Below are 24631 nucleotides of genomic sequence, written 5' to 3'. Positions count from 1 at the left end.
CGAATGACGACAGGAGCGCACGCGCATGCGGGTGGTGATCGAGCTCGACGACCGAGTCGAAGCGGTCGAGGTGGACGGCTGGGCCGAGACGTCCAGCCTGGGGCAGCTCGTCCAGGCGGCGACAGGACACGTCCTCGAACCGGGCGCGACGTTGGCGGTCGACGCCCACATCACCAGCGCCGAGACCCCACTGCGCGACCTGGTCCTGCTCGAGGGGTCCCGCATCGCCCGCACGCCCGAGATGCGTCCCCGCACGACCGACGGGTGGACGGTCACGCTCGCGGGTGGCCTCGACGTCGGTCGGGTCCTGCCGGTGCCGCGTTCGCGACCGTTCGTCGTCGGGCGTGCGCCGCAGGCCGACCTCGTGCTGCCGACCGAGAGCGCGTCGTGGGAACACTGCACGCTCCAACACGAGGACGACCGCATCCGGATCCGTGACGCCGGCTCGACCAACGGCACCATCGTCGGCGGTGCACGCCTCGACGCCGAGGGCGTCCTGGTCACCGGGACCACGAGCGTCATCGTCGGCGGCGCCGTGCTGCTCGTGCGACCGACGCTGGCCGAGTCCACCGTGCCCCCGGCTGGCGCGTTGCCGAACCTGACCCCGGCGGCCACCGCGCCGTTCAACCGGCCCCCGCGGCCCGGCCGGGAAACCGAGCAGGAGACCGTCGTCCCGCCGACCCGCAAGGACGTCCCACCGGCGTCGAAGTTCAGCTGGATCACCGTGGCCGCGCCGCTCGTGCTGGCGGGCGCGATGGTCCTGCTGCTCGGCGACGCCCGCTTCGCACTGTTCGCGCTGCTCAGCCCGGTTACGGCGATCGGCATGTGGTTCGAGCAGAAGCACAGCCGGTCCAAGAACCTGCGAGAAGAGGACCAGCGCTTCGCCGCCGCCGTGGAGACCTTCCGCCAGGAGATCGCATCCGCAGCCGAGGTCGAGGCCGCACGCCGTCAGGAACTCGTCCCCGACCCGGCCACGGTCGTGCGCCGTGCTGCCCTGCCGACCACGACGCTCTGGCAGCGACGCTCGGACGACCCGGACTTCCTGACGCTGCACGCCGGGACCGGTGACGTGCCGTGGCGCCCGCAGGTCGACGGGCGCGCGACATCGACGAAGCTCGAGGACGAGGCGAAGGCCGCGATCGCCGACAGCCGGCTCACCGCGGCCCCGGTCGTGGCCGACCTGACCGACGCCGGCGTGGTCGGCATCGTCGGTGACCGTGACGGCGCACTCGCCCTGGCCCGCGCACTGCTCGCGCAGGCCGGGGTGCACTGCGGCCCGGCCGACCTGACCATCGGCGTGTTCTGCGACCAGGGGCGTCAGGACGACTGGGCCTGGGCCTCCTGGTTGCCGCACACCCGCGTCGCCGGCAGCAGCACGGGGGAGCGCTGGATGTCCGAGCACCGCGACCACAGCGCCGCGGTGCTCCGCGGGCTGCGCGACTCGATCGACGATCTGCCCACCCCGAACCTGCTCGTGGTCATCGACTCCGAGGTGCTGACCGAGGGCCGGGACGCCCCCGCGCGCAGCCTGCTCGGGCAGGGGCGGTCGGTCCCCGGCCGGTCGCCCCGGCCGGGCGAGCAGCCCCGGCGGGTCAGCGGCATCGTCATCGCGACCGGTGCGCAGCAGCTGCCCGCCGCGTGCACGACGATCATCACGGTCGACACCGACGCCGCAGCCACCGTGTCCCGCCCGGAGGACCGCTCCGAGGTGCACGACGTCGTGCTGGCCGGGCTCTCGACCGGCACGGCGGAACGCTGCGCGCGGGACCTGGCGCACTTCGACGACCCCGAGCTGTCGGTCCCCGGCGCCTCGTTGCCGTCGCTCGTCCGGTTCCCGGACCTGGTGCGCGTCGACACACCGGCGGCCGTCCGAGCCTCGTGGGAGGCCCGCACCGGGGTCTCCGCCCCGATCGGCTCGTCCGAGGCCGGTCCGCTCGAGCTGGACCTGGTCCGCGACGGTCCCCACGGGCTGGTCGGTGGGACGACCGGCTCCGGCAAGAGCGAGTTCCTCCGTTCCCTCGTCGCCGGTCTCGCCGCTCGCAACGACCCGACGACGCTGAACTTCCTGCTCGTCGACTTCAAGGGCGGGGCTGCCTTCGCCGCGTGCGAGCGGCTGCCGCACACGATCGGCACGATCAGCAACCTCGACGAGCAGCTCGCCGACCGGGCACTGCGCGCGCTCGAGGCGGAACTCGAGCGTCGGCAGCGGGTGTTCGCCGAGGCCGGTGCCGACATCGACAACCTCGACGCCTACCTGGCGACAGGACCCACGGAGCCGATGCCCCGGCTGCTGCTCGTGGTCGACGAGTTCGCGATGCTGGCCAAGGACTTCCCGGACGTCCTGACCTCGCTCGTGAGCATCGCCGCGGTCGGACGCACCCTCGGCGTGCACATGGTCCTGGCGACGCAACGACCAGCCGGCGTGGTCAGCGAGGACATCCTGGCGAACACGAACATGCGCGTCGCACTGCGCGTGCAGAGTCGCGAGGACTCCGTCAACGTCATCGGCGTCCCCGCGGCCTCGGCGATCAGTCGCCAGCAGACCGGACGCGCCTACGTGAAGCTCGGCCAGGACGACATCACGCCCGTGCAGACCGCACTCGTGACCGGTCGTGCGCGCGACGCCGCGGTCGGGGCCGCTGTGCTCGTCCGACCCACCGACGTGTTCGGTGTCGCCGCTGCGGCACCTTCGGCGGGGTCGACCGCCGCCGACGAGACCGACCTCGACCGGCTGATCGACGCGGTCCGCCAGGCGAACGACGCCGCCGGGTACGCTCCGCCGCGACCGATCTGGCCCGAGGCCCTCGGCGAGCGGGTCGACCGGTCCGCACTCGAGCCGGCGTCGGTCCGTGCCGACGTCGTCCCGGTCGCACTCGCCGACGACCCGGACCACCAGCGCCAGGTCACGACCGGCTGGGACCTGTCGCAGGGGAACGTCATGCTCATGGGGATCCCGGGCAGCGGCACCAGCACGGCCCTCGCAGCGATGGGTCTGCAACTCGCCGCCTCGACAGACCCCACCGACCTCGACCTGCTCGTGCTCGACATGGGCGCCGGCGACCTCGCACCGCTGCAGCACCTGCCGCACACCACGGCGTACGTCGGCTCCGGCCCGGGTGCCGGTGAGCTCCAGGCACGGTTCCTGCGGCACCTGCGCGCCGACCTGGAACGACGTCGCGCTGCGCCGGGCGGACGTCGGGCCATCGTGCTGATCGACGGGCTCGCCGCCCTGCGCGACGAGTACCAGGACTTCGAGGGGCAGCAGCTGCTCGATGGGCTGTACCGGGTGTACGCCGAGGGGCCGGCGCTCGGGATCTCGTTCGCGGTGTCGGCGACGCGTGCCAAGGCCGTGCCGAGCGCGATGGACGAGGTCACCACGCAGAAGTGGCTGTTCCGGCTCGCGGACCCGTACGACTACTCGTCGATCGGCGTGCGCCCGAAGGACGTCCCACCTCCCGTCCCCGGACGCTTCATCGACTCGGTCGCGCGCCTGCAGTCGCACGTGGCGACGCCCGCCGGCACCCTCGCCGACGCCGTGGCGCAGGCTGCCGGTCGCTGGGCCGACGCCCCGCGCAAGGCGAGCGCGGTCGGCCGTCTGCCCGACATCGTGTCCGTGACCGAGCTGTCGACCCGGGCGTCGTTCGACTCCGAGCCGTGGCGCGTGCCGATCGGCCTGGCCGAGGACGACCTGGGCACCGCTGTGCTCGAGGTGTACGAGGGGGAGCACGTCCTGGTCGCCGGCCCGGCACGGTCGGGCAAGTCGAGCGTGCTGATGGCGCTCGCTGACGCCGCCCGGACCGCCGAGAGTACGCGACCCGCGGTCTGGACGATCTGCGACCGCCGGTCACCACTCGCCGCCGGCGACTTCGACCGGCTGGCGGTCGGGCCGGACGAGGTCCCCGCGCTGCTCGCCGGACTGCGGCTCGAGCGCGGACCCGTCCTGCTGCTGGTGGACGACGCCGAGCGCTTCGACGACAGCGACCAGGCGCTGGCCGGCGCGATCGCGTCCGAGCGTCCCGGCCTCTGCGTGGTCGCCGCCGGGCGGTCGGCGGACCTCCGCTCCCTCTACAGCCACTGGACGAAGGCGGTCCGGAAGGCCCGGTGCGGGGTACTGCTCCAGCCCGACGTCGACTACGACGGCGAACTGCTCGGTGTCCAGGTCCCGCGTCGGTCCCCGGTGGCGATGACGGTCGGCCGCGGGTACGCCGTTTCCGGCGGTCGCGTCCGCCTGGTCCAGACCGCAACCGCGGACGGGGCGGTCAGCCGCACACCGTGACCGGGGTGGCGGACCGTGCGGTCGGTGGCACACCGTGACCGGGGCGGCGGAGCGGGCGGTCAGTGGCACACCGTGACCGGGGCGGCTGAGCGGGCGGTCAGTGGCACACCGTGACCGGGGCGGCTGAGCGGGCGGTCAGTGGCACACCGTGACCGGGGCGGCTGAGCGGGCGGTCAGTGGCACACCGTGACCGCGACCGCCGACCGGGTAGTCAGCCGCACACCGTGACGGCAACCGCCGACCGGGTGGTCAGCCGCACGCAGGGGCCCGGCGGCGGGCCGACGACGTCAGTCAGTTCCGCGTCGTGATGCCGAACGGCGCGCTCTCGAGGTCCGAGAACGCCCCGACCGACGCCCGCACCGTGCACGACGGCGCCACTGACAGCGCGGTCACGACGAGCCCGTCCGACGACACGGCGAGGGCACCCGAGCACCCGTCGGCGAACCGCACGCCGGACTCGCCGCCGGCCACGTCCTGCAGCATCTGCGACGGTGAACCACTCGCGGGACTGCGGTACAGCGGGTTCAGTTCGTCGGTCCCGCTCGGCCACACGGGGACCAGGGTGACGGGCAGCGTCGTCTGGCTGACGGTGCGGTCCGGCGTCTGCACGACGACGTCCTGCAGCCGTTGCACCGGGTAGGCCGTCCCCGAGACCGCCTGGTCGGTGAGGACCCCCGTGGTCGCGGTCCCCACGGCGTCGAGCCACGTCTGCAGTGACGCCCCGTCGGTCACCGAGGGCACCCGCACCGTTGCCTGCACCGCGACGTCTGCCCCGGGTGCGATCCGCGCGCCGGTGAGGGACCACGCGCACGCGGTGTCGACACCGGTGACGAACGGCTGGTTCCGGGCTGCGGTGACGTCGCCCTCGCGCCAGCGGACGGTCGGGCACGCGGACTCGGACGCGCCGCCGGACGCGCTGCCGGACCCGCTGCCGGACCCGCCGACGGACGCGCTGCCGGACCCGCCGCCGGATCGGGCGCTCGGCAGGACCTCGACCAGCGGACCGGACAGGGTGGCCTCCTGCGCGGTGTAGGTCACGGTCAGCTCGATCGCGCCCGACTCGGGGTCGAGCGTCGCTTTGCGGGTCGTCGTGAGGCCCGTCGGCAGCGGCCGGTCCTGCTGGTATGCGTTCGCGGCCTGGGCGGAGGCCTGTCGTCCGGGCGTGGAGCCGCCGGCACCGGGCAGCCAGACGACGGCTCCGACCACGAGCGCTGCGACCAGGACGACGCCGAGCGCACCGGAACCGAGCGCTCGGTTCGTCAGCCAGTCGGGCCGCTGGAACCGACCGGTCCGCGACGAGGCGGCGATCGAGTCGTCCGGCATGGGTGGCATCGGCTGCCGGGCCATCGGACGGACGACCGTCCGGGACCCAGCCGGACCGAGCTCCGGTGCCGGACCGGCATCCGGACCCTCACCTGCCCCCGTACCAGCCCACGGACCCGCCGCTGAGCCAGTCCCGGGACCAGACCCGGAACCAGGACCCGCTCCGCCGACACCCCGCACGACGGTCGCCGGCCGCTCCACCTCGGCGAACGTCTCCGGGGCCCCGAGCAACTCGAGCGCCGGCACCCCGGACAGCGACCTCGCCAACCGCCGCAGCGTCGCAGCAGCCTCGATCGCGGACGGCCGGGCCGCGGGATCCTTCGCGAGCATGGCGGACACGGCCGACCACAGCGGACCGGGGACGTCGAGCACCGGCGGCAGCGACGTGACGTGCCGGTACGCGACCGCGAAGTCCGTCCCGGGGCCGGCGAAGGGCGTCCGTCCGGCGAGCAGCTCGTACAGCATCACGCCCCCGCCGTAGACGTCGGCGGCCGGTCCGGAGCGCCCGTGACTGATCGCCTCAGGAGCCATGTACTGCGGGGTGCCGAGCAGCCCGGTGGTCGTGCGCTCGCGCTCGGCCACGACCGACGCGATCCCGAAGTCGGTCACCCGCACGAGCCCCGTCGCGTCCGGCGCCCACGCCGCGTCGAGCAGCACGTTGTCCGGCTTGACGTCGCGGTGGGTGACGTCCCGCTCGTGCGCTGCGGCCAGTGCATCGAGCGTCTCCGCCGTGATCGTCAGGGCGTCGCGAGGCCGGAGCGTGCCGGACGCGGTGAGCAGGTCGCGTGCCGAGCCACCATCGACCAGGTCCATCACGATCGCCAGGCGGTCCCCTTCGACCACGAGGTCACGGACACGCACGATCGACGGGTGCTGCAGCGCGAGCAACACCGAGCGCTCTCGGACGAACCGCTCGACGATGCCGGGGTCGGCGGCCAGCTCGGCGCGCAGCAGCTTCGCCGCGAACTCCGAGCCGCTGGCGTGGTGCGCAACGCGCCAGACCTCGCCCGTGGCGCCGGTGCCGAGCAACTCGACCAGACGGTAGGCCGCACCGAGCGGTTCCCCCGCGCCGTACTGCGCCCGGATGTGCTCCGTCACGGATCCCCCGACTCGAACTGATCGGCCCCTCGCCGACCGTGCCATGTTACCGGCCGGACGACGGCTCCGGCGCGGCGTACCGCACGTCGTCACCGGCCGGAGGCGTGCTCCGGCGCGGCGTACTGCACGTCGTCACCGGCAGGAAGCATGCTCCGGCGCGGCGTTCTGCACGTCGTCACTGGCTGGCGGCGTGCTCCGGCGCGGCGTACTGCACGTCGATCGCGTGCTGCGTGAACCCGGATCGGCGGTACAGCGCCAGCGCGGGTTCGTTGTCGCCCTCGACGTAGAGCGCCTGCGCACGCAGCCCACGACCCACCAGCCGCGAGGTCCCGGCCCGCATGAGCACACCGCCGAGTCCCTGTCCCTGCAGGTCCGGACGGACGGCCACGGCGTAGAACTCGCCGATGCCGTCCTCGACCTTGAGCCAGCACGAACCCGCCAGCGCACCGGTCGCGTCGCGCAGCAGCAGCAGGTCGTCGCCGGAGAACCACGGCTCGGCCTCGCGAGCGCGCAGGTCGTCGAGCGTCATCGAGCCCTGTTCCGGGTGGTGTGCGAAGGCCGTGGCGTTGAGGTCCAGCCAGTCGGTCTCGTCGACCGAGGGGGCGCCGCCACCGGTGACGGCTCCGGACAGCATGAAGCCGGACGGGAGGTCCGGGTCGACTCCGGCATCCGGCACCGGCGCGCGCAGCTGCAGCAGGGTCCTCGTGGCGGCCCAGCCGTACCGGGTCGCGATCGCGCGGGCCGCCGGGCTGTCCCCGTGCGCCCAGGCCAGCCGCGGTGCGGCCCCGCCGCCCAGCGCGAGCGCCTGCTCGACGAGCCGGGTCCCGATGCCGGTGCCACGGGCCTCCAGTCGGACGACGAGCTCCAGCTCGCCCTCCCGCACCACCGCGACCCCGTCGGGATGCCCGGAGGGCTCCTCGAGCACGGCGGCCCGACCGGCGCGCACGTCGACCAGCGTCTGGTCCGAGAACGGCGGTGCTTCGCCGGGGACCGTGAACTGCGACAGGTCGGTCACGACTGTCCGGTCAGCCGCTCGGCCTCGTCGTCGTAGACGTTGAAGCGGTAGCCGACGTTGCGGACGGTGCCGATCAGCGACTCGAGGTCGCCGAGCTTGGCGCGCAGCCGCCGGACGTGGACGTCGACGGTGCGGGTGCCACCGAAGTAGTCGTAGCCCCAGACCTCGCTCAGCAGCTGCTCACGGGTGAAGACCCGCGACGGGTGCGTGGCGAAGAACCGCAGGAGCTCGAACTCCTTGAACGTCAGGTCGAGCGGCTTGCCCCGCACCTTCGCCGAGTAGCTGGCCTCGTCGATGACGACACCCGACGCCTGGATCTTCGTGCCCGTCTGGTTCTTGGCGGCGCGACCGGAGCTCAGGCGGATCCGCGCATCGACCTCGGCGGGGCCGGCGGTCTCGAGCACGACGTCGTCGACGTTCCACTCGCTGGTGACCGCGGTCAGCCCGCCCTCGGTCACGACGAGCACGATCGGCGTCGTCGACCCGGACGTCGACAGGATCTTGCAGAGGGCCTTGGCGCTGACCAGATCGGTGCGCGCGTCCACGAACATCAGGTCGCTCTGCGGTGCGTTGACCAGCTGGGCTGCCTCGGCGGGCACGTGGCGGATCCGGTGGCTCAGCAGCCCGAGGCTCGGCAGGACGTCGCCGGGCGCGGCCGAGGTGAGTACCAGGAGCTGTGCCACAGGACCTCCAGAACGGGTGAGACGTCTGCGGAACATCCTACTGATGCTCGGGATGTGCCCCGATCCGGCCTGCAATGATGGGCACGTGACCGAGCCCGTCCCGCCCGCCGACCAACGTCGACTGCAGCTGACGTCGGTGCTGCCCGTCTGGCTGCTGTCGATCGTCGGCGCCGTCCTCGTGCTGACGGTGAGCGAGCGCGACCCCTTCGCGTGGCTGCTGCTCGTGTTCGTGGCGTCGGTGATGGTCAGCTTCGTCCTGCAGCTCATCACCGCGACCAAGGACGGTCTGGTCGAGCGGATCAGCATCGCCTCGTCCGGTTCGTTCGTCGTGGTGCTCGTGACCGCCGTGGTGCTCCTGGCGCGTTGAGCCGGGCCGCGTAGACTCGGGCCATGGATTCGCTGCTAGCCCTCGAGCTCTTCTACGTCGGTCTGCTGGGCCTGGCGTCGCTCGCGATCGCGTTCGTCTCGGTCACCGTCGTCGTCAAGCTGTTCAAGGGCCAGCGTTGATCGAACTGCCCGAGGGCCTGGCCGCCGAACTCGTCCCGCTGTCGTGGCTCGTCGGCGTCTGGGAGGGCACCGGCGTCGTCGAGTACCCCGTGGGCGAGGGGGACGAGCCGGACGTCCGCAACTACGAGTTCGGCCAGCGCGTCAGCTTCAGTCACGACGGCCTGCCGTACCTCAACTACTCCTCGACCACCTGGCTCCTCGACGAGCAGCACACCCCGCTCGCGGCCGAGATGGGCTACTGGCGGCTCGACCGACCGTCCGAACCCGGTGACCGCGGCCCGGCGATGCTGCTCGGCGACGGCGTCGTGCCGTTCGGCACCACCCAGAGCGTCGAGGCACTGCGCAACACGAACGACGGCTTCGACATCGAAGCGGCGATCATCCACCCCACCGGGGTCAACGAGCTGTACGTCGGACAGGTCCGCAAGGGCCGCATCGACCTGGCCACCGACGCCGTCATGCGTTCGGCCAACGCCAAGGACTACGCCGCCGCGACGCGCATGTACGGTCTCGTCGAGGGCAAGCTCTTCTGGGCCTGGGACATCGCGGCGCTCGGCCGGGCGCTGACCTCGCACGCCTCGGGGCAGCTCGCGAAGGTCGACTGATGGCCGTCTTCGCCGAGCGAGCCGGCTTCGTCGCCTCGGACCTCGGCCCGGCGGCGCACTTCGGCAACCCGCTCGGCGAGCAGCGTGCGCTCGCCGACGGTCGAGCCGTCGTCGAGCTCGGGCTCGGCGTGGTCACGGTCACCGGACCCGACCGTCTGTCCTGGCTGAACTCGATCACCTCGCAGCTGCTGCTCGGCCTCGCACCCGGCGTCAGCACCGAGACGCTGGTGCTCGACCAGTCCGGTCGCGTCGAGCACGCTGCCCGGGTCGTCGACGACGGCGCCACCACCTGGCTGCTGACGGAGTCCGCCGACGCCGCTCCGCTCGCCGCCTGGCTCTCCTCGATGCGCTTCATGCTCCGCGTCGAGGTCCAGGACCGCTCGCCCGCGTTCGCGACGATCGGCTCGTTCGCCGGTGCTGCGCCCGTCGACGGCGCGGTCGTCGAGTGGGTCGACCCGTGGTCGTCCGTCACGCCGGGTGGGTGGGGCTACGCCAGCCAGGAGGCCCATCCCGGCTCCGACTGGACGCTGCGGATCGCGGTGCTCGACACCGATGCCGCGATCGCCCTGGCCGCGTCCGACCGGCCGGTCGCGGGGCTCCTCGCAGCCGAGGCCCTGCGCATCGCCGCCTGGCGTCCAGCCCTGACCGACGTCGACGAGCGCACGATCCCGCACGAGCTCGACTGGCTCCGCTCCGCCGTGCACCTGTCGAAGGGCTGCTACCGCGGACAGGAGACCGTCGCCAAGGTGCACAACCTCGGGCACCCGCCGCGCCGGGTCGTGATGCTGCACCTCGACGGATCCGACGCGGTCCTGCCCGCTCCGGGCACCTCGGTCGCACTCGACGACGTCGTGGTGGGGCGGCTGGCGGCGTCGGCGGTGCACCACGAGCTCGGGCCGATCGGGCTGGCTGTCCTCAAGCGCTCGCTCGACCCGGTGGCGACGCTGACGCTGACGGTGGACGACGTCGTGGTCACGGCGGCGCAGGAGACCATCGTCCCGCCACAGGCCGGCGCGACCGCGAACGTGCCGCGGCTGCCCCGCCTCGGGGCCGTCAAGCGCTCCTGACCCCGCGCACGCATCCGACCGCCGTCAGCGCGGGGCGACGGCCGACCACGGGACGCTGAGCTCGCCGAGCCGCCACCGGGTCGTGCCGTGCAACACCGGCCACCCGCGGTCCCGCATGCCCGCGACCGCCGCGAGCCACCGCTGCCGTGGGCCGTAGGTGCCCAGCGGTGCGGCGACGGCCCACGCCAGGTCGAGGTCGCGCAGGAAGGCGTGCACGCGCTCGCCAGGCACGTTCCGGTGGATCAGGGCCTTCGGCAGCCGTTCCGCGACGATGCTCGGCACGTCCAGCTCGGCCAGACGGAGCGACACCGTGAACGTGCGCGGTGCGACGTCGTCGAGCGTCACCCACGAGGCCACCCGTCCGACCTCGTTGCACGTGCCCTCGACGAGCGCACCGCCGGGCTGCAGCCGGTCCTGCATGACCCGCCACGACGCGGCGACCTCGGACTCGTCGTACTGCCGCAGCACGTTGAACGCCCGGATCACCGCCGCGCGACGACCCCCGGGTGTCGGGGTCTCGAACCCGCCCAACCGGAAGGTCACGCCATCGCGGGCCCCCGCGTTCGCCAGGGCGACCCGGGACGGCTCGATCTCGATGCCGGTGACCTCGACGTCGGGCCGCACCAGGGCCAGGCGGTCGCGCAGCTCGAGCGTCGTCGTGGGGCTGGCGCCGTAGCCGACGTCTGCCACGAGGGGGTCCGCGGTCCGCCGCAGCGCGGGCAGTGACGCGATCCACCGGTCGACGCGACGCAACCGGTTGTGCCCGGTCGTCCCGCGCGTGACGTTCCCGATCGGCATGCGACCAGGCTACGGGGAGCGGCCCGCTCGGTAGACTCCGGGGCATGACCTCCACGCTCGTCCTGCTCCGTCACGGCAACAGTGACTGGAACCAGAAGAACCTGTTCACCGGTTGGGTCGACGTCCGGCTCTCCGAGCTGGGCGAGAAGGAGGCGAAGCGCGCCGGCGAGCTCATCGCCGAGTCCGGCATCGTCCCCGACGTCCTGTACACCTCGCTCCTGACGCGGGCGATCCAGACCGCCGACATCGCCCTGCTCGAAGCCGACCTGGCATGGCTGCCGGTCAAGCGCGACTGGCGCCTCAACGAGCGGCACTACGGCGACCTGCAGGGCAAGGACAAGGCCCAGACCCTCGCGCAGTACGGCGAGCAGCAGTTCATGGAGTGGCGCCGTTCGTTCGACGTCCCGCCGCCCCCCATCGCCGACGACGCCGAGTGGTCGCAGCACGGCGACCGCCGCTATGCCGACCTCGGTGACGACCTGCCCCGCACCGAGTCACTCGCGCTCGTCATCGAGCGGCTGCTGCCGTACTGGGAGTCGGACATCACGAAGGACCTCGCCGCGGGCAAGACGGTCCTCGTCACCGCGCACGGCAACTCCCTGCGCGCGCTCGTGAAGCACCTCGACGGCATCTCGGACGACGACATCGCGGGCCTCAACATCCCGACGGGCATCCCGCTGGTGTACGAGCTCGACGACGACTTCCGTCCGACCGGGCCCTCGCGCTACCTCGACCCCGAGGCCGCCGCTGCCGGAGCCGCCGCGGTCGCCGCCCAGGGCGCCAAGAAGTAGCACGACGGACGAACGAACGCCCCGCCCGGCAACGGGTGGGGCGTTCGTGTGTCCGCGCTGCCGTCAGACGAAGTGCGACGCGATCTCCTGGACGAGTTCGCCCACGTCGTATGGTGCCGTGGTGTCCACCCGGACGACCGGGCCGATGTCCATGGGGCCGGCCGTGGCACCGTGCTCGTCCCAGAACGCCAGGACGTCAGCCAGGTCGCCGTGCACCTCGTGGCGCAGCGGCGAGCCGGGGTCGTACCGGTCCGCCAGCCGGCCGCGGGCGGTCGCCGCGTCGACGTGGCACCACACCTCGACGACGCGCGGCGACCCTGCGGTGGCGAGCCCGGCCTCCAGGAAGGCACGGTCACGCGACGGCAGCCAGACGGCGTCGAGGACCACGCCGTTGTCGACCGCTCCGGCCATCTGCCACATCGTGCTCATCGCGATCGCGCCGAGCTCGCGTGACGGGATCATCGGACCGGCGATGTCGGCGAGGGGCTCCTTGATCCGGTCCTTCGACAGGAACGGGCAGCCGAGCACCTCGGCGAGGGCTGCTCCGATCGTGCTCTTGCCCGAGGCGGGCATGCCGTTGACGATGATCGCGACCTGGGCCATGTCCTCGATCCTCCCAGACCGACGGGCGCGCGCCGGACGCACGAACGGCCGGCCCCGCGGGGAGCGGGATCGGCCGGTCGGGACGCGATTCAGGGGTTGGTCGAACCGACCCAGTCGCCGGTGGCCAGGTACTCGACCTTCTTCGCGATCGAGACCGCGTGGTCGGCGAAGCGCTCGTGGTACCGGGACGCCAGGGTGGCGTCGACGGTGTCGATCGGGGCACCCTTCCACGTCTCACCGAGCACGAAGTCGAACACGCTGGCGTGCAGCTCGTCGATGGCGTCGTCCTCGTCCCGGATCTCGCCAGCGAGCGCGATGTCCTCGGTCGCCAGCAGACGCGTGAGCTTCTGCGCCATCGCGACGTCGAGCTGGCCCATCTTCTTGAAGGTGCCGCGCAACCCCTTCGGCACGACCTTCTCGGGGAAGCGCTGGCGGGTGAGCTGCGCGATGTGCTCGGCCATGTCGCCCATGCGCTCGAGCGACGAGCTGACACGCAGCGCGGTCACGACGACGCGCAGGTCGCGGGCGACCGGGGCCTGTCGGGCGAGGATGTCGATCGCGATCTCGTCGAGGCTCGAAGCCGCGTCGTCGATCTTCTGGTCGTCCGCGATCACCTCTTCGGCGAGGGCCACGTCGGACTCGGTGAACGACTGCGTGGCCCGAGTGATCGCGGACTCGACGAGCCCGGCGATCTCGGCGAGACGCTCTTGGACGTCCTGGAGTTCCTGTTGGAAGACTTCGCGCATGGGGGATGTGCCTCTCTCTGCGTACCGGGAGAGTGTCGTCAGCCCAGGTGAACGGTCGGTGTCCCGGGCCTGAACGCTTCGCGATCCGGCCTGGGAACGGTGGTGAACGGTGTCGGAACCGCGTGTGACCACTCCTACACTTGCTGACATGGACAACGCGTGGCTCGTGCCACTGTCGATGCTCCTCGGCGGGGTGTTCGGCGCGGGTGTCGTCGGGCTCATCATCACCGCCGAGCGCACGGCACGGGCAGCCGACGTCGCCGAGCGCACCCTGCCGGACGGTGTCGCCGCGGTCATCGCGACGATGCACAACCCCGCCGTGGTCGTCGACCCGTCGAACACCGTCGTGGCGGCGTCGCCCCAGGCGCTCACGATCGGCCTGGTCGTGCGGCGGCGTCTGGTGCACGACGAGCTGCGTCACCTGGTCGACCGGGTCCGGTCCAGCGGCGAGATGGGGTCCGAGGACATGGAGCTCCCGCGCGGGCGACGCGGTGAGCTCGTCGGGTACCTGAGCTTCCGCGCGGCGCAGCTCGGCAACCGCTACGTGCTCGTCACCGCGGACGACCTGACCGAGAGCCGGCGCATCGACGAGGTCCGACGGGACTTCGTCGCCAACATCTCGCACGAGCTCAAGACACCGATCGGCGCGATCGGCCTGCTGTCCGAGACCCTCATCGCGGCCGCGGACGACCCGCAGCACGTGCGGAAGTTCGCGGCGCAGCTCGTGACGGAGTCCGAGCGGCTCGGCGCCCTGACGAAGGACATCATCGAGCTCTCCCGCCTGCAGTCGGTCGACACGCTCGAGTCCAGCGAGGACATGTCCATCGACAAGGTCGTGTCTGCCGCAATCGACGCCAACGAGGTCGTCGCCCGGGCACGCGACATCGAGCTGGTCCGGGCGAAGAAGTCCAAGCTGCGCGTGATGGGCAACCCGGCGTTGCTGCAGGTCGCCGTGTCCAACCTCATCGCGAACGCGGTCAAGTACTCCCCGGACAACACCCGTGTCGGTGTCGGCGTCCGGAGCAGCAAGGGGTTCGTCGAGATCGCGGTGACCGACCAGGGCGTCGGCATCCCCGAGGCCGATCTCGACCGGGTGTTCGAACGCTTCTACCGCGTCGACCCCGCACGCTCGCGGGCCACCGGGGGCACGGGCCTCGGACTCGCGATCGTGAAGCACGTCGTCGGCAACCACGGTGGCGACGTGCGCGTGTGGTCGCAGTCCGGCAAGGGCTCGACCTTCACGATCCGCCTGCCCGAGGCGGACACCGAACTGACAACAGCACTCGAAGAGCAACTGGAAGAGCAGCCATCGTGACCAAGATCCTCATCGTCGACGACGAGCCGGCCCTGAGCGAGCCCCTGGAGTTCCTGCTGCAGCGCGAGGGGTACGAGACCTCCGTCGCTGCGGACGGCGTGACCGCCCTGTCGAAGTTCGACAGCGAGAACCCGGACCTCGTCCTGCTGGACCTCATGCTGCCGGGACTCTCCGGCACCGAGGTGTGTCGGCAGATCCGCACCCGGTCGAACGCGCCGATCATCATGCTGACGGCGAAGGACTCCGAGGTGGACATCGTCGTCGGGCTGGAACTCGGCGCGGACGACTACGTGACCAAGCCCTACTCGACCCGCGAGCTCCTGGCACGCATCCGGGCGGTGCTCCGGCGTCGCACCGAGGACGACCCCGCGGACAGCGGCATCCTGCAGGTCGGCGGCATCCGGATGGACGTCGAGCGCCACACGGTGTCGGTCGACGGGTCCGAGACGCCGATGCCGCTCAAGGAGTTCGAGCTGCTGGAGCTGCTGCTCCGCAACGCCGGTCGTGTGCTGACCCGTGGGCAGCTCATCGACCGCGTGTGGGGGTCGGACTACTTCGGCGACACGAAGACGCTCGACGTGCACATCAAGCGCATCCGCTCGAAGATCGAGCGCGTCCCGTCGGCGCCCGAGGTCCTGGTGACCGTGCGCGGTCTCGGGTACCGGATCGAGGCCTGAGACCGGACACACGGGAGGCCCGGTGCCGGTCCGTCGGACCGGCACCGGGCCTGCTGTCGGTGCGCCTCGTGCTGCTGTCGCCTAGCCGGCGGGCGTCGCGGTGGCGTCGTCGGTCGGGGTCGACGTCTCGCTCGGCTCGGAGGTCCGGGTCGGCGTGGGGGTCGGTGCGAGGGTGTTGTACTCCTCGAGCGCGCTGGTCAGCACGGGCACGTTGGCGGAGACGCCCTCGGCACCGGAGTACGAGAAGTAGGTCTTGGCGAGCGACCCGGGCCGCGCGTCCGCACCCCGGAACACGACGTCGTCCGAGCCCGCGGCACGCGGGCCCTGCGTCTCGGCACCGCTCTGGACGCTCGACTCGGCCCGCTGCGAGGACGGGGACGACGGGTCGACGTGCGAGTTGGCCGGGACCTCGACCGTCTGTGCGACGCTGCCGACCTCGATGGTGAGTGTGATGTCGTCGGCGCTGGTGTTGACGATCGTGCCGACGAACCGGGCGTTCTTGCCCGAGTCGGAGATGAGCAGCGCGTTGCGCACGTCGATCTTGCCCGTCGAGACGTTCACGCCGTCCGTGATCTGCCGGATCTCGCCGGTGGACGCCGGCGACATGAACTCACAGCCGGTCGCGCCGAGCGCGATGGTTGCCGCAACGGCGACGGACACGAGTACCCGAGCTCGCAAGAGATTCCTCCGAAGATCACGATGCGCAGGCCGTGTGGTCCGACGCGCTCCCATCCTAGCGATCACCCGGGAGGGCTTGTCGGTCAGGGCCCCCTTACCCGGACACCCCTTGTGGTAAACTGTGTGTTGCGGAACGGAGCTTCTTACATGCAATTCGAAGTCGGCGAAACCGTCGTCTACCCCCATCATGGGGCGGCAACCATCTCTGAAGTCAAGACCCGAGTCATCAAGGGCGAGGAAAAGGTCTACCTGAAGCTGCGCGTCACGCAGGGTGACCTCACGATCGAGGTCCCGGCGGACAACGTCGACCTGGTCGGCGTCCGTGACGTCATCGGCAAGGAAGGCCTCGACAAGGTCTTCGAGGTCCTGCGTGCACCCTTCACCGAGGAACCCACGAACTGGTCCCGCCGGTACAAGGCGAACCTCGAGAAGCTCGCGTCGGGTGACGTCATCAAGGTGTCCGAGGTCGTCCGCGACCTGTGGCGCCGCGACCAGGACCGCGGTCTCTCCGCGGGCGAGAAGCGCATGCTGGCCAAGGCGCGGCAGATCCTGATCTCCGAGCTGGCCCTCGCCGAGAAGACCGACGAGGACAAGGCATCGACCGTCCTCGACGAGGTCCTGGCATCCTGATCGGCACTTGAGCACCGGTTCCCCGACGACCCCACCGACCGACCTGGTCCGTGGGGTCGTCGTCGTTGCGGCGGGGTCCGGCACGCGACTGGGGCTCGGCACCGCCAAGGCGTTCGTCCCCGTCGCCGGCCAGCTCATGCTCGCTCGGGCGCTCGCGCCGGTGTTCGCGATGGCCGAGCCGACCGTCGTCGTCGTGGTCGCACCGGACGACCGGCTCGACGCGTGCCGGGCACTGGTCGCGTCGGTCGCGGGGGCCGCGGTGACCTACACGACGGTCGTCGCCGGCGGTGGCGACCGGCACGCGTCCGTCCAGGCTGGCCTCGCTGCGCTGCCGTCGTCGGTGCAGACGGTGCTCGTGCACGACGCCGCGCGCTGCCTCACTCCCGCGGCACAGTTCGACCTGGTATTCCGGACCGTGGAGTCGACCGGCGACGGGGTGGTCCCGGCGCTGCCCGTGACCGACACCGTCAAACAGGTGTCGGGCGACGTGGTGGTGGGCACGGTCGACCGCTCCTCGCTCGTCGGGGTGCAGACACCGCAGGGCTTCCCACTCGCCGCCCTCCGGGGTGCGTACGCGGCGTCGACGCAGTCCGAGACCGACGACGCGGGGGTGTTCCAGGCCGCGGGCGGCACCGTGCGGTTCGTCCCCGGGCACGCCGACGCGTTCAAGATCACGACCCCGTGGGACCTGCAGCGTGCGACGTCGATCGTCACCGAGCGGTCGGGCGACGTCCGCGCCGACGTGCGCCTGGGCCTCGGGGTCGACGTGCACGCGTTCGACGCCACCGCCCCGTGCCGTGTGGGGCTGCTCGAGTTCCCGGGGGAGCGGGGGCTCGCCGGGCACAGCGACGGCGACGCCGTCGCACACGCGGTGTGCGACGCTCTGCTGTCCGCCGGGGGCCTCGGCGACATCGGCGGGCGCTTCGGCACGTCGGACCCGGCCTTCGCGGGGGCGACCGGGGACGTCTTCGTCCGGGGCGCTGTCCGGGCGTTGGCGGACGGGGGGCTGGTGCCGTCGTCCGTGACGGTGCAGGTCATCGGCAACCGCCCGCGCATCGGGTCCCGGCGCGGCGAGATGGAAGCGGCGCTGTCGGCGGTCGTGGGGGCCCCGGTCGCGGTGTCCGGCACGACGACGGACGGCCTCGGGTTCACGGGGCGGGGCGAGGGACTCGCGGCGATCGCGACGGCGATGGTCCGGCCGAGCTGAGGGGGCTGGTCCGGCCGAGCTGACGGCGATGGTCCGGCCGAGCTGACGGCGCTCCTCCACAGGTCCGGAGTCCGGGCGTGTGCGCCGGTTAGGCTCGGGGCGTGACCGTTCGCCTCTACGACTCCCGTGCCGCAGACGTCGTCGACCTCGTCCCCCTGGTCGACGGACACGTCAGCATGTACGTGTGCGGTCCGACCGTGCAGTCGTCCCCGCACATCGGCCACCTGCGCTCCGCCCTGGTCTACGACATCTGGCGGCGCTGGCTCACCCATCGCGGCTACCAGGTGACGCTCGTCCGCAACGTGACGGACATCGACGACAAGGTGCTGGACCTGGCCGCCGGCACGGACGAGCCCTGGTGGGCACGGGCGTACCGCGTCGAGCTCGAGTTCAGCGCCGGGTACGCCGCACTCGGCATCCTGCCCCCGACGTACGAGCCCCGCGCCACGGCGAGCATCCCGCAGATGCAGGACATCATCGCCACGCTCATCGAACGCGGGCACGCCTACGCGGCCGACGACGGCTCGGGCGACGTCTACTTCGACACCGCCAGCTGGGACGCCTACGGCGCGCTCACCCGGCAGCGCCGCGACGACATGGTCGAGGCGACCGACGCCGACCCGCGGGGCAAGCGCGACCCCCGCGACTTCGCGCTGTGGAAGGGGGCGAAGGCCGGCGAACCGTCGACCGCGTCGTGGGAGTCGCCGTGGGGTGCCGGGCGTCCGGGCTGGCACATCGAGTGCTCGGCGATGTCCAAGCGGTACCTGGGCCCGGCGTTCGACATCCACGGCGGCGGACTCGACCTGCGGTTCCCCCACCACGAGAACGAGCTCGCGCAGTCGACCGCCGCTGGCGACCCCTTCGCGTCGTACTGGCTGCACAACGGGCTGGTCAACGTCGACGGGCAGAAGATGTCGAAGTCGCTCGGCAACTCGATCTTCGCGGCGGACTTCCTGGGCAGCGCCCGGCCGGTCGTCGCGCGCTACTTCCTCGGCGCCGCTCACTACCGCTCGACGATCGACCACCACGACGGCTCCCTGGCCGAGGCCGAGGCGGCACTCGACCGCATCGCCGGGTTCCTCGACCGGGCGGTGACCCGGCTCGAAGGAGTGGCGCTCGCCGACGCCCCGGGGGTTCCCGACGCCTTCGCTGGGGCCATGGACGACGACCTCGCCGTCCCCCAGGCGCTGGCCGTCCTGCACGAGACCGTCCGCACCGGCAACGCTGCGCTGGACGCGGACGATGCGGAAGCGCTCGGCGTCGCGTACCATCAGGTGGCCGCGATGGTGGAGGTGCTCGGCATCGACCCGCGGGCGTCCCACTGGTCCGGTGCCGGTCAGGACCCCTCCGCCGCACCGCTCGCCGCGCTCGTCGACCGCCTCGTCCAGGAGCGGTCGGACGCCAGGGCCGCACGGGACTTCGCCACGGCCGACCGCGTGCGCGACGACCTCGCCGCAGCGGGCATCACGATCGAGGACACCCCGTCCGGAACACGTTGGAGCATCGCCTAGCAGCGACGCACCGCCGCAGAACGCGCGGCACTGAAGTCGCGCAGGCGGCGCCGAAGGAGCACACCATGAAGAACATCTCGGGGAACAAGAAGGGCCGACCCGGCGCCGTCCGTTCCGGGCGCAAGGGCAACAAGCAGGTCGGCTCCGGCGGTCAGGGTGCCCAGGCGCTCGAGGGGCGCAAGCCCACGCCGAAGGCCGAGGACCGGCCCTACCACCCCGCCGGCAAGCGCAAGGCGGCCAAGGAACGCTTCGACGCGGCGCGCACGCGCCACGGTGCCTCGAGCTCGACGGGCAACCGCACGGGCCGTCCGCCGCAGCGCAAGAGCGACGACTCCGAGCTGGTGACCGGGCGCAACTCCGTGCTCGAGGCGCTGCGCACCAAGACCCCCTCGACGACGCTGTACATCGCCGCCCGCATCGAGGTCGACGACCGCGTCAAGGAGATCCTGGCGCTCGCCAACCACCGCGGTGTGCCGATCATGGAGATCATGCGGCCGGAGCTCGACCGCATCACGGGCCACGACAGCGTGCACCAGGGGGTCGCACTCAAGGTCCCCGCGTACGAGTACGCCGTCGCCGAGGACATCGCCGAGCGCGCGTTCTCCCGCGACCAGGTCCCCCTGATGGTCGCCCTCGACGGCATCACGGACCCGCGCAACCTCGGTGCGATCATCCGCTCCACCGCGGCGTTCGGCGGGCACGGCGTGATCGTGCCGCAGCGCCGCTCGGTCGGGGTCACCGCCTCGGCGTGGAAGACCTCCGCCGGTGCGGCCGCTCGCACGCCCGTCGCCATGGCGCCGAACCTGACGCAGACCCTGAAGTCGCTCAAGTCGATGGGGCTGTTCGTGCTCGGGCTCGACGGTGACGGCGACGTGCAGCTCGACGCACTCGAGCTCGCCGACCGCCCGATCGTGATCGTCGTCGGCTCCGAGGGCAAGGGCCTGTCCCGACTGGTCACCGAGACCTGTGACGCCATCGTGTCGATCCCGATCTCGTCGGCGACCGAGTCGCTCAACGCGGGCATCGCGGCCAGCGTGACCCTGTGGGAGGTCGCGCGCCGCCGTCGTACGGCGTAGCGCGCACCAGACGCAACGCACCGGAGGCCCGGTGCTGGTCCGACGGACCGGCACCGGGCCTCCAGTGCGTTGCGTGTGCGACGCTGGCCGGCCTGCACACGAGGTGACGAGACTCGCCGCTCACTTCCGGTCGGGTGCCCGGACTGCTCCGTCCACGGCCTCGAGGTTCCGCAATTGTGGAACCTCGCGGGTTCGGGGCCGTACCGCAGCGCGCCTCAGACGTTCGCGCGCCAGTCCTCGTCCTCGTCGACGTCCACGTCGGCGTCGGCGTCGACGTCGACGTCGACGACCGGGATGGGCACGGTGATGGACGACGTCGGCGGGTTGATCAGCAGCCGCTCGTCGCGACGGTGCCGCAGCACGTCGTTGATGTACGCGGTGGTCGCCTCGGGGAGCGAGACCGAGCGCTCCTCTTCCTGCGACATGAACCAGCGGTGCTCGAGGAGCTCGTGGAAGACCTCGGCGGGCTCGAGCCGTCCGCGCAGGTCGCGCGGGATCGACCGGATCACGGGCTCGAAGACGCGGGAGACCCACTCGTGCGCGACCATCTCCTCGTCGAGCTGGTCGCGGCCGTTCCGCGCGCGGTACGAGTCCAGGTCGTTGAGCAGGCGGCGCGCCTGGTTCTCGCCGGCGTCCAGGCCGGTCAGGCGCAGCAGTCGGCGCTGGTGGTGTCCGGCGTCGACCACCTTGGGCTGGATGCGGACCTGCGAGCCGCCCTCCGTGGTGTGGATCGAGAGCTCCTCGATGTCGAAGCCCAGCGCGTTGAGCCGCTCGACGCGGTCGTTGATGCGCCAGCGCTCCTTGACGTCGAACTGTTCGGTGCCGGTGAGCTCCTTCCACAGCGTGCGGTACTGCGCGACGATGCGGTTCGACACGTCGACCGGGTCGGCGTTCTCGTCCAGGCGGCCGCCCGCTTCGAGGTCGAGGAGCTCGCCGGCGATGTTGACGCGCGCGACCTCGAGGTCGTTCTCGCGCTGCCCGTTCGACAGGCCACCGGGGTAGAGCTTGCCCGTCTCGGCGTCGACGAGGTAGGCGGCGAACGAGCCGGCATCGCGGCGGAACAGGGTGTTCGACAGCGACACGTCACCCCAGTAGAAGCCGATGACGTGCAGGCGTACGAGCAGCAGCGCGAGGGCGTCCACCAGACGGGTGGCGGTGTCCGGGCGCAGCGTCTGCGAGTAGAGCGCGCGGTAGGGGAGCGAGAAGCGCAGGTGCCGGGTGACGAGCACCGGGTGCAGGGGTTCGCCGTCGGCGGACTGCCGGTTCGTGATGACCGCGACCGGGTCGACGCAGGGCACGTCCATGCGTTGCAGCGTGCGGAGCATGTCGTACTCGCTGCGGGCCACCTCTTCGCCGGTCTCCTTCACGGCGGCGACGTACCCGCTCAGGTGCACGAACCGCACCAGGTGCCGCGAGATGCCCTTCGGCAGCGCGACGATCGTCTCGTCGGGCCATGCATCGAGGGGCAGGTCCCACGGCAGGTCGAGCAACCCGGGGTCGACGGTGGCGGCGGTGATGGCGAGGGAGTCGGGCACGGTAGCTCCTGTGGTGCGGTGTGCAAGACGGGAGGCACGTGGCGGCGTCGCCACGGACCTCCCGTCCGGTGGGTGGTACGACGGGAGCCCGCCACCCGCCCTTGTGAGGCGGGCGCGGGCTCCCGGGTGGTGCTGGGTGTCAGGCGCTGACGACGGCCTTGTCGTCGAGGCGCTCGCCCGACTCGGAGTCGAACACGTGCACGTGGCCCTGCTTGGGGCTCACGACGATGGTGTCGCCGATCGAGGGGTGGTTGCGGCCGTCGACACGGGTGACGATGTCGGTGCGGGTGCCGTTCACGTCGGCGTGACCGTACAGGTAGCCGTCGGCGCCGAGCTCTTCGACGACGTCGACCGTGACGGGCAGACCCTCGCCCGAGTTCGACACGATGATGTCCTCGGGGCGCACACCCACGGTGACCGAGCCGGAGCGCGCGTTGCCGAGCGTCTCGCGGTCGACCGGGTGGTTGAGCGAACCGAAGCTGATGCCGCCCTCGAGCACCGAGGCCGGCAGCAGGTTCATCGCGGGGGAGCCGATGAAGCCGGCGACGAACACGTTGTTCGGCTTCTCGTACAGGTCGCGCGGGGTGCCGACCTGCTGCAGGATGCCGTCCTTGAGCACCGCGATGCGGTCGCCCATGGTCAGTGCCTCGGTCTGGTCGTGCGTGACGTAGACCGTGGTGACGCCGAGGCGACGCTGCAGCGAGGCGATCTGCGTACGGGTCTGGACGCGGAGCTTGGCGTCGAGGTTCGACAGCGGCTCGTCCATGAGGAACACCTGCGGCTGACGGACGATCGCACGGCCCATCGCGACGCGCTGTCGCTGACCACCGGAGAGCGCCTTCGGCTTGCGGCCGAGGTACTGCTCGAGGTCGAGGAGCTTGGCGGCTTCCTGTACGCGGGTGGCGCGCTCTTCCTTGCCGACGCCGGCGATCTTGAGCGCGAAGCCCATGTTCTCGGCGACGGTCATGTGCGGGTACAGCGCGTAGTTCTGGAACACCATCGCGATGTCGCGGTCCTTCGGCGGGACGTCGGTGACGTCGCGGTCGCCGATGCGGATCGCGCCGGAGTTCACTTCCTCGAGCCCTGCGAGCATGCGGAGCGAGGTGGACTTGCCACAGCCCGACGGGCCGACGAGGACGAGGAACTCGCCGTCGGCGACGTCCAGGTCGAGGGAGTCGACCGCGGGGCGGTTGCCTCCGGGGTACAGACGGGTTGCCTTGTCATAGGTGACGGACGCCATGAGCGTTCGGTCCTTTCTCCACCGGCAGGTACGTGCCGGACGATCCGAGTGAAGCGGTGCGCCCAAGGGGCCCCGGTTGGTCGTCGTCGACCAACGAGGTTCATACAACACGACTTCCCCGGTGAGCGCCAGTGTCCCGACCGCAAGGATGCCGCACGGTCGGCGCACTCCCAGTGCTGATTGGGTGGTTCCCAGAGCCCGCCACTACGATCGACCGGGTCTGTCCGCCGTGCCGGGGGGTGAGCGCGGTCGGACCCCGATCAGGAGGACGACCCACGAATGACGAACCGCCCCGAGGGTGATGCCCGCGCCGAGCGGAACCAGCGCCGAGCAGCCGCCCGCGAGCGTGCCCAGCGAGCCCGTGTCCAGCAGAAGCGTCGCCAGCGGGGTGTCCGCATCGGTCTCCAGGTGGGACTCGGAGTCGTGCTGCTCGCCGCGGTGACCGTCGTGACGCTGGTGCTCGTCGACTCGACCAAGCCCGCCGGGCCGGGGCCGTCCTCGATGTCCCGCGGCGGCATCACCATCGGGCAGGACCTGAAGGCCGTGTCCGGCGCCGCGTCGTCGTCGCCCTCGGCGAGTTCGACCGACTCGGCCGAGCCCGTCCGGATCACGATGTACGTCGACTACCTCTGCCCGGAGTGCGCCGCGTTCGAGAAGACGAACCGCACCTACATCGAGGGCCTCGTCGACTCGGGTGTCGCCACGGTCGACATCCACCCCGTCGCGACGCTGTCGAACCGCTCGCAGGGCACGAAGTACTCCCTGCGTGCCGCCAACGCCGCTGCGTGCGTCGCGCAGTCGTCGCCCGACGCGTTCTGGGCCGTCAACCGCGCGCTCTTCGCGGCGCAGCCGGAGCAGGGGACCGCCGGGCTCACCGACGCGCAGCTGCAGCGGACGATCGACCGGGTCGACGGCGTGCGCGACACCGGCACCATCAACGCGTGCATCGACGACCAGCGCTACGGCAAGTGGGTCGACGAGCGCACCTCGGCCGTCACGGGCGGCGACGTCCCCGGCACGACGCTGACGGAGTTCCCCGGAGTGCCCCTGGTGCTGGTCAACGGGCAGCGGTACGAGTACTCCCAGCCGTTCACCAACGAGGAGTTCCGCACGTTCGTGATCACCGCCGCGGGTGCCGACGACGAGACAGCGACACCCACGCCGACCCCGACCCGCACCCGGACCCCGACCGCGTCACCGTCGGCCTCGGCGTCGGCGTCCTGACCGGTCACGACACCCCGCCGGCTTGA

Annotated in this window: 21 protein-coding genes; 12 read left to right on the top strand and 9 right to left on the bottom strand. The window is 71.8% G+C overall.

Annotation, left to right across the window (positions count from 1 at the left end):
- Positions 1 to 25 precede the first annotated feature (25 nt).
- Positions 26 to 4276, top strand: a complete 4251-nt coding sequence (locus tag DEJ13_RS15650) for a type VII secretion EssC family protein (RefSeq protein WP_111106391.1) — start codon at positions 26 to 28, stop codon at positions 4274 to 4276.
- Positions 4277 to 4567: 291 nt separating this feature from the next.
- Here the strand turns inward: DEJ13_RS15650 and DEJ13_RS15645 are convergent, their stop codons facing one another.
- The 3 genes from DEJ13_RS15645 to DEJ13_RS15635 form a co-directional block, all read right to left on the bottom strand.
- A complete protein-coding gene (locus DEJ13_RS15645; protein WP_258374052.1) occupies positions 4568 to 6697 on the bottom strand; it encodes a serine/threonine-protein kinase in 2130 nt (709 codons plus the stop codon).
- A gap of 175 nt (positions 6698 to 6872) precedes the next feature.
- Positions 6873 to 7712, bottom strand: coding sequence for a mycothiol synthase (mshD, locus tag DEJ13_RS15640; RefSeq protein WP_111106393.1), 840 nt, complete (start codon positions 7710 to 7712; stop codon positions 6873 to 6875).
- Positions 7709 to 8395 (bottom strand): winged helix-turn-helix domain-containing protein, encoded by a 687-nt coding sequence (locus tag DEJ13_RS15635; protein ID WP_056120469.1) that lies wholly within the window; start codon positions 8393 to 8395, stop codon positions 7709 to 7711. Before DEJ13_RS15635 ends, mshD begins: the two co-directional genes overlap by 4 nt.
- Positions 8396 to 8480: 85 nt before the next feature.
- Here DEJ13_RS15635 and DEJ13_RS15630 point away from each other — a divergent pair, with 85 nt between their 5' ends.
- The 3 genes from DEJ13_RS15630 to ygfZ all read left to right on the top strand — a co-directional run bounded on the left by DEJ13_RS15630 (position 8481) and on the right by ygfZ (position 10574).
- Positions 8481 to 8762: a hypothetical protein gene (locus DEJ13_RS15630; protein ID WP_056120472.1), complete on the top strand. Its 282-nt coding sequence runs from the start codon at positions 8481 to 8483 to the stop codon at positions 8760 to 8762.
- A gap of 136 nt (positions 8763 to 8898) precedes the next feature.
- Positions 8899 to 9507, top strand: a complete 609-nt coding sequence (locus tag DEJ13_RS15625; RefSeq protein ID WP_056120475.1) for a heme-binding beta-barrel domain-containing protein — start codon at positions 8899 to 8901, stop codon at positions 9505 to 9507.
- Complete coding sequence (ygfZ, locus tag DEJ13_RS15620; protein WP_111106394.1) at positions 9507 to 10574, top strand: CAF17-like 4Fe-4S cluster assembly/insertion protein YgfZ; 1068 nt, start codon at positions 9507 to 9509, stop codon at positions 10572 to 10574. Before DEJ13_RS15625 ends, ygfZ begins: the two co-directional genes overlap by 1 nt.
- 24 nt (positions 10575 to 10598) lie before the next feature.
- Here the strand turns inward: ygfZ and DEJ13_RS15615 are convergent, their stop codons facing one another.
- Positions 10599 to 11372: a class I SAM-dependent methyltransferase gene (locus DEJ13_RS15615; protein WP_056120479.1), complete on the bottom strand. Its 774-nt coding sequence runs from the start codon at positions 11370 to 11372 to the stop codon at positions 10599 to 10601.
- A 44-nt stretch (positions 11373 to 11416) separates the two neighbouring features.
- On the opposite strand from DEJ13_RS15615, the gene DEJ13_RS15610 reads away from it, so the two are divergent.
- Complete coding sequence (locus DEJ13_RS15610) at positions 11417 to 12163, top strand: phosphoglyceromutase (RefSeq protein WP_056120484.1); 747 nt, start codon at positions 11417 to 11419, stop codon at positions 12161 to 12163.
- Positions 12164 to 12226: 63 nt separating this feature from the next.
- Here the strand turns inward: DEJ13_RS15610 and DEJ13_RS15605 are convergent, their stop codons facing one another.
- Together DEJ13_RS15605 and phoU are read right to left on the bottom strand one after the other, a co-directional pair.
- Positions 12227 to 12766: a P-loop nucleotide/nucleoside kinase family protein gene (locus tag DEJ13_RS15605; RefSeq protein ID WP_056120487.1), complete on the bottom strand. Its 540-nt coding sequence runs from the start codon at positions 12764 to 12766 to the stop codon at positions 12227 to 12229.
- A gap of 89 nt (positions 12767 to 12855) precedes the next feature.
- Complete coding sequence (gene phoU / locus DEJ13_RS15600) at positions 12856 to 13512, bottom strand: phosphate signaling complex protein PhoU (protein ID WP_056120489.1); 657 nt, start codon at positions 13510 to 13512, stop codon at positions 12856 to 12858.
- Between the two features lie 148 nt (positions 13513 to 13660).
- Here phoU and DEJ13_RS15595 point away from each other — a divergent pair, with 148 nt between their 5' ends.
- Together DEJ13_RS15595 and DEJ13_RS15590 are read left to right on the top strand one after the other, a co-directional pair.
- Positions 13661 to 14827 carry a sensor histidine kinase gene (locus tag DEJ13_RS15595; protein WP_056120492.1) on the top strand — a complete coding sequence of 389 codons (1167 nt, stop codon included), beginning with the start codon at positions 13661 to 13663 and terminating at the stop codon, positions 14825 to 14827.
- On the top strand, positions 14824 to 15504 hold the full coding sequence (locus DEJ13_RS15590) for a response regulator (protein ID WP_056120495.1): 681 nt from the start codon (positions 14824 to 14826) through the stop codon (positions 15502 to 15504). Before DEJ13_RS15595 ends, DEJ13_RS15590 begins: the two co-directional genes overlap by 4 nt.
- Positions 15505 to 15585: 81 nt before the next feature.
- Here DEJ13_RS15590 and DEJ13_RS15585 read toward each other — a convergent pair whose 3' ends face one another.
- Positions 15586 to 16164, bottom strand: coding sequence for a hypothetical protein (locus DEJ13_RS15585; protein ID WP_111106395.1), 579 nt, complete (start codon positions 16162 to 16164; stop codon positions 15586 to 15588).
- Positions 16165 to 16329: 165 nt separating this feature from the next.
- On the opposite strand from DEJ13_RS15585, the gene DEJ13_RS15580 reads away from it, so the two are divergent.
- The 4 genes from DEJ13_RS15580 to rlmB all read left to right on the top strand — a co-directional run bounded on the left by DEJ13_RS15580 (position 16330) and on the right by rlmB (position 20606).
- On the top strand, positions 16330 to 16812 hold the full coding sequence (locus DEJ13_RS15580) for a CarD family transcriptional regulator (RefSeq protein WP_017888066.1): 483 nt from the start codon (positions 16330 to 16332) through the stop codon (positions 16810 to 16812).
- A gap of 7 nt (positions 16813 to 16819) precedes the next feature.
- Positions 16820 to 18019 (top strand): 2-C-methyl-D-erythritol 4-phosphate cytidylyltransferase, encoded by a 1200-nt coding sequence (gene ispD / locus DEJ13_RS15575; protein ID WP_258374053.1) that lies wholly within the window; start codon positions 16820 to 16822, stop codon positions 18017 to 18019.
- Positions 18020 to 18120: 101 nt separating this feature from the next.
- Positions 18121 to 19530: a cysteine--tRNA ligase gene (gene cysS / locus DEJ13_RS15570; RefSeq protein WP_111106396.1), complete on the top strand. Its 1410-nt coding sequence runs from the start codon at positions 18121 to 18123 to the stop codon at positions 19528 to 19530.
- Positions 19531 to 19595: 65 nt separating this feature from the next.
- Entirely contained in the window at positions 19596 to 20606 is a 1011-nt protein-coding gene (gene rlmB, locus DEJ13_RS15565) for a 23S rRNA (guanosine(2251)-2'-O)-methyltransferase RlmB (protein ID WP_056120504.1), read from the top strand.
- 215 nt (positions 20607 to 20821) lie between these two features.
- On the opposite strand, the gene DEJ13_RS15560 is transcribed toward rlmB, so the two are convergent.
- Positions 20822 to 22141, bottom strand: coding sequence for a DUF4032 domain-containing protein (locus tag DEJ13_RS15560; protein WP_111106397.1), 1320 nt, complete (start codon positions 22139 to 22141; stop codon positions 20822 to 20824).
- Positions 22142 to 22280: 139 nt separating this feature from the next.
- On the bottom strand, positions 22281 to 23381 hold the full coding sequence (locus DEJ13_RS15555; protein ID WP_111106398.1) for an ABC transporter ATP-binding protein: 1101 nt from the start codon (positions 23379 to 23381) through the stop codon (positions 22281 to 22283).
- A 279-nt stretch (positions 23382 to 23660) separates the two neighbouring features.
- On the opposite strand from DEJ13_RS15555, the gene DEJ13_RS15550 reads away from it, so the two are divergent.
- Complete coding sequence (locus DEJ13_RS15550; protein WP_111106399.1) at positions 23661 to 24605, top strand: DsbA family protein; 945 nt, start codon at positions 23661 to 23663, stop codon at positions 24603 to 24605.
- The last annotated feature ends 26 nt before the right edge of the window (positions 24606 to 24631 follow it).

It is taken from the genome of Curtobacterium sp. MCLR17_007 (assembly GCF_003234655.2).
GTDB lineage: Bacteria > Actinomycetota > Actinomycetes > Actinomycetales > Microbacteriaceae > Curtobacterium.
Note: the sequence above shows the minus strand (reverse complement) of the source record. Positions and strands in the feature narration are given on the sequence as shown.

Coding starts and splice junctions, on each gene's coding strand:
- DEJ13_RS15650 (WP_111106391.1), top strand. CDS start 26: ATGCGGGTGGTGATCGAGCTCGACGACCGAGTCGAAGCGGTCGAGGTG.
- ygfZ (WP_111106394.1), top strand. CDS start 9,507: ATGGCCGTCTTCGCCGAGCGAGCCGGCTTCGTCGCCTCGGACCTCGGC.
- DEJ13_RS15615 (WP_056120479.1), bottom strand. CDS start 11,372: ATGCCGATCGGGAACGTCACGCGCGGGACGACCGGGCACAACCGGTTG.
- DEJ13_RS15610 (WP_056120484.1), top strand. CDS start 11,417: ATGACCTCCACGCTCGTCCTGCTCCGTCACGGCAACAGTGACTGGAAC.
- DEJ13_RS15605 (WP_056120487.1), bottom strand. CDS start 12,766: ATGGCCCAGGTCGCGATCATCGTCAACGGCATGCCCGCCTCGGGCAAG.
- phoU (WP_056120489.1), bottom strand. CDS start 13,512: ATGCGCGAAGTCTTCCAACAGGAACTCCAGGACGTCCAAGAGCGTCTC.
- DEJ13_RS15595 (WP_056120492.1), top strand. CDS start 13,661: ATGGACAACGCGTGGCTCGTGCCACTGTCGATGCTCCTCGGCGGGGTG.
- DEJ13_RS15580 (WP_017888066.1), top strand. CDS start 16,330: ATGCAATTCGAAGTCGGCGAAACCGTCGTCTACCCCCATCATGGGGCG.
- rlmB (WP_056120504.1), top strand. CDS start 19,596: ATGAAGAACATCTCGGGGAACAAGAAGGGCCGACCCGGCGCCGTCCGT.
- DEJ13_RS15555 (WP_111106398.1), bottom strand. CDS start 23,381: ATGGCGTCCGTCACCTATGACAAGGCAACCCGTCTGTACCCCGGAGGC.
- DEJ13_RS15550 (WP_111106399.1), top strand. CDS start 23,661: ATGACGAACCGCCCCGAGGGTGATGCCCGCGCCGAGCGGAACCAGCGC.